At 46.3% G+C, this 4,063-nt stretch carries 5 protein-coding genes; 2 read left to right on the top strand and 3 right to left on the bottom strand.

From position 1 onward, the window contains the following. Positions 1-158 precede the first annotated feature (158 nt). On the bottom strand, positions 159-1,262 hold the full coding sequence (locus LKK83_RS05825) for a DALR anticodon-binding domain-containing protein (RefSeq protein WP_324629994.1): 1,104 nt from the start codon (positions 1,260-1,262) through the stop codon (positions 159-161). A gap of 267 nt (positions 1,263-1,529) precedes the next feature. On the opposite strand from LKK83_RS05825, the gene LKK83_RS05830 reads away from it, so the two are divergent. Together LKK83_RS05830 and LKK83_RS05835 are read left to right on the top strand one after the other, a co-directional pair. Beyond that, on the top strand, positions 1,530-1,766 hold the full coding sequence (locus LKK83_RS05830) for a hypothetical protein (protein WP_324629995.1): 237 nt from the start codon (positions 1,530-1,532) through the stop codon (positions 1,764-1,766). After that, complete coding sequence (locus tag LKK83_RS05835) at positions 1,751-2,113, top strand: type II toxin-antitoxin system PemK/MazF family toxin (RefSeq protein WP_324629996.1); 363 nt, start codon at positions 1,751-1,753, stop codon at positions 2,111-2,113. The genes LKK83_RS05830 and LKK83_RS05835 overlap by 16 nt, the downstream gene beginning before the upstream one ends. A gap of 88 nt (positions 2,114-2,201) precedes the next feature. On the opposite strand, the gene LKK83_RS05840 is transcribed toward LKK83_RS05835, so the two are convergent. Further along, positions 2,202-3,164: a hypothetical protein gene (locus LKK83_RS05840; protein ID WP_324629998.1), complete on the bottom strand. Its 963-nt coding sequence runs from the start codon at positions 3,162-3,164 to the stop codon at positions 2,202-2,204. Between the two features lie 189 nt (positions 3,165-3,353). Beyond that, the gene (locus LKK83_RS05845) at positions 3,354-3,503 is read right to left on the bottom strand and encodes a hypothetical protein (RefSeq protein ID WP_324629999.1); all 150 of its coding nucleotides are present in this window, start codon (positions 3,501-3,503) and stop codon (positions 3,354-3,356) included. Positions 3,504-4,063 lie beyond the last annotated feature (560 nt).

Below are 4,063 nucleotides of genomic sequence, written 5' to 3' on the forward strand. Positions count from 1 at the left end.
AGCTTGTAGGGTGGGCAGGGTCACTAGATTTGATGCTAGAACGACTGATTTTATAACCCTGCCCACCCTACGAACTACTCTTCATCAGATGAACTCCTGAAATAAGTGTAAGAACAACAAGGGGGATTTAGCCCGATCGCAATCCTCAAAAAAACGCTTTATTTGACCTCAGTCGGTTCTGGCGCTTTGATGCCCAAGATATTTTCTAAACTGTCAAAAATAGTTTGCTTCGTTGCCAATAACAGGGCACAATTGAGGGGGGTAAGAGTAAGAGACTGGAACCAGCGATCGCAAGTCTCGCTGACAGCCTCTAAATGCTGGCAAAGCAGATGCGGAGCAATTTCATTAGCACTTTGTTGCAAGACTTTAGGAGTCGCTTGCACTTGGTTGGCGAGAGTGGCGGCGTTGGCATCCTCCCAAACGCACTCTGCCAATGACATCGGCGTAGGCGCAATCTGCCAATTATCTCCAGTGTTTAGCTGGATAACGCCTTGCTGGTGAGCTTGATGCAGCAGCAGACAACAACGGGTATGGGCAGATTTGACCCGATAGAGACTATCCTTGGGGGTCGGTTGTCCCGCTGTGCTGATATTGATGGGGGCAACGCCGGTGAGGGGGACGCGAAAACTGTGCCAACGCAAAGCATCCATCCCGATCGCTTTGATGAGTTCCTCCGAGGCAATATCAGGAATCGGATGAAGTTGCTGGGTGGGTTTGTGGAAAGCGTGGAGTTTTATCGGCTGAATCGCAATAAATTGAAATTGCTGTTTGGTGTAGCCCAGACATTGCATCGCGGCGGTGAGTTGGATGTCATAGCCGGTGTAAGTGGAGGGACGCAACAGGATAATTTTGTCATAGCCTTGTTGGAAGATTTGATGGTAGCAGGCAATGTCTTCTAAGAGTTGAGTGAATTCGCCGTCGCGGTGTTGGAGGACGCGATCGAAGTCGTCGCCAAAATCGGCAGTTTTGATAAACCAGTCTTTGGGTTCATCTTTCAGGGCAGTTTGTTCGATGTCGGCGGGTAAATCCGCAGCAAATTGGCGCGACATTGAGGCTTGGTAAATGTTGAAATTGGTTTTGAGACTGTTGAGGAAGGTTTCACAGTCGGGGGTTGGTTTCGAGGGAGTGATGAGGGTACGATCGGTTTGTTGGAGGAGGGTTTGGAGGGTGTCGGTAAGGTTACAGCGCAGATCGGCGGATGAGGTGATTTGCGCGGGGTAGACGGGTGGGCGATCGAGGTAGATTTGTTGGGGTTTGTTCATGGTAGTGTTGGGTTAATGGGGGTTGGAAAGTAATTGCAGTTCTATTATCCTGGGTGGTGAGCGTCTTGGCGATCGGCTGTAGTGCCTGGAATTAGGATATAACTGGAGTAGAGCAGTCGTAGAATTTTGCCCTAGAGGTTAGCTGAATACAAAATATGGTAAAATAAGCTCTTGTTTGAACCGACTCCTGATGCGGGAGGTGGTTATAATAGCACCGGGCGAATCAGTCGTTGTTTATGAAACGTTTCGTTGGAGAGGATTGAGAAAGTGAAAGAATATACATTTAAACTGGATGATTCGATTGGTGAATTTGTCGAACAGTTCCAAGATTATGGGTTTCATGATTCGAGAGAACTTGTTATGGCAGCGCTGCACAGATTGCGATCCGCTTTAGAATCAGCAAAATTAGAGGAATCAGCCGCTCTCTATGCGGAAATCTATGAAGAAGAGCCAGAGTTACAAGCACTAGCTGAAGCCGGGTTAGAAGAATGGCCGAAAGAATAAAGCTCAACCGGGGTACAATCATTGATGTTAATCTTGACCCCACTCAAGGTTCAGAAACGGGAAAAATCAGACCTTGTATTGTGGTTACGAATAACACTTACAACGAGCGAGTACCCGTCATTCAAGTTGTCCCAATTACTGCATGGAGCGACAAAAAAGCTAAGATCGCAACAAATATCGAGATTTTGCCCTCAGCAGGGAATGGATTGACTAAGAAATCTATTGCAGATTGCTTGCAAACCCGCCCGATTGACTATCGCTCTCGCTTGGTTGCCATTCGAGGTGAACTGGAACCGGAAGTTTTGGTAAAAATTGATAATGCTCTCCGAATCGTGTTTGCTTTGTAGAAAACAGATGGCGAACTTAATTTTAGTGTAGGCGCGATCGCCTTTCGGAAAGAGGAGATTTGGGATCGCATAAGTTGCGAGTCGCTGTTTAATTAAATTGACCGTGACCTTTAAAGCGAGAGTAAATACCCAGTGCGCCAAATGCCAATAATGCGATCGATGTACTCCCTTCCGGGACGGAAGTGGGGGCAGGAATCGCTTCCATTTTAAAATCAGCTTGTTCGGTATTAAAGGCAATTTTGAGTGGAAAAGCGCTAGGATCTTCAGGATCGACAAGGGGGTTAATATCGGTGATGGCAAATTCGGAAACCCCGTGACCGAGTAATGAAACAAAATTAACACTTTCCCCCGGACTAAATTCTCCGAGAATGGTATCGCCAACGGAGATGGTAAATAAATTATCGTCATCAATGGCGATCGGGAAGTCGAGGATGTCAGTAAACAGAGAATCCTCTAGCATGGTATAGCGAAATCCGTAAGCAGTAGGGGGATCGACCCAACGACCAGAAGGTACATCGTCAAATATCCAAGTACCGGGTTCGGTAACGGTAGGCATCACTGGGTTGTCTTGAGTCCAACCAATATTCGCCCATCGTCGTCGCCATTCCTCCTGACGTCGTCGTTGTTCAAGTTGTCGTTGCCATTCTTCCCATCGCAATTGTTCTGTTGGTTGGCGATTCGGTAAACTGTCATTCAGTAAAACACGAGAACCGTTGGTATGGTAAGTCCATTGATTGCTGCCACTGGTTATGACTACTATCCAACCATCGACGAATGCTTGGGTACAGAATATTTCAGGTCCGCTAATTCCCATACATCCATTGGGCCAGGTTACACGACTAGCAGTCTCAATTTGCAATTCAGAAATGGATAAGCTGGTGTCTTCTGCTGCTTGTTGAAGAATGATTTGTGTTAACGCATCGGATAATGTTGCTTCCGACACGGTTTGGGTTTTGGCTGTATTAGGAGTAAAGAGATTTAAGGTGACAGATAAGCTTAAGATAGCGGCAAGTTTGAGTAGGGGGTTTTGAGAGCTAAAAAAGATTTTCATTGTTTTTCAGAATGCTACATTTTTTGGGGTTCGTTTTGGACTTTGGGAATTGCATCATTGTTGATGCAGTGGTGGGATTTTTTTTAGAGCGTGGTTGGGGGAAGATGGGCGATCGCTCTCGGGGGAAAAAGAGGCGATCGCACTCTGAAAAATTCAGGGTATATTTCAGGAATTACATCTAAGAACCCTTCACCCAACCAGTGCCATTACAGCGAGGACATTGAGGTTCTCGTTTACCACGAGGGACAGAAATCCGTCCTTTTCCGTGACATTTTGGACATTTTTTTCAGCTTTATCTTTTTCAGGTTTGCCTTTGTCGTAAGGGTGTCTTTCAGACATGATAGTTTCTCCTTTAGTAATGGGCGATCGCTTTTCGGTAAATATGGGCGATCGCTTTCCAGGTAGGGTGTGTTAGCGGGGAATTAACTTTGGGCCGAAGTCGAGTAAATTGTATTCCCCGCGTAACGCACCGAAAATGTTTGATTGACTCTATATAAATTTGGTGCGTTACGTCGGACTTGTTAATTGGTTTGTTTTTGCCCAAAACTTATCACCGACGTAACGCACCCTACCACTCGTAATGTCTCAGACTATGCTGATTTTGATGGACTGACCATTGAAAACTGGTTTGTTTAGTCACGGTAGGGTGCGTTGCGGCTCAAACCCATGTCGAACCAAGGGGACAATTTACAAGCTGCCGCAACGCACCGGGGCTATAATCTGGTAAGGGTCGTAAATTTATCCTGGTATTTGTCGTTGGGTTCCCGAATCGGTGCGTTCCGGCTCGCTTAATCTTGTTGGCAAAATCCAAGGATTGAATGGAGCCGGAACGCACCCTACCGCTGCTTTATAAACCAATTTCTGAAATCATGTCGTTGTGAAGACTGGTCGGCGATCGC

Origin of the sequence: Phormidium sp. CCY1219, assembly GCF_035615515.1 — a bacterium.
In the GTDB taxonomy this organism is placed as follows: Bacteria; Cyanobacteriota; Cyanobacteriia; order Cyanobacteriales; family Laspinemataceae; genus CCY1219.

Excerpts from the sequence above, each read along its gene's own strand:
- LKK83_RS05825 (WP_324629994.1), bottom strand. The coding sequence starts at position 1,262 with ATGAACAAACCCCAACAAATCTACCTCGATCGCCCACCCGTCTACCCC.
- LKK83_RS05835 (WP_324629996.1), top strand. The coding sequence starts at position 1,751 with ATGGCCGAAAGAATAAAGCTCAACCGGGGTACAATCATTGATGTTAAT.
- LKK83_RS05840 (WP_324629998.1), bottom strand. The coding sequence starts at position 3,164 with ATGAAAATCTTTTTTAGCTCTCAAAACCCCCTACTCAAACTTGCCGCT.
- LKK83_RS05845 (WP_324629999.1), bottom strand. The coding sequence starts at position 3,503 with ATGTCTGAAAGACACCCTTACGACAAAGGCAAACCTGAAAAAGATAAA.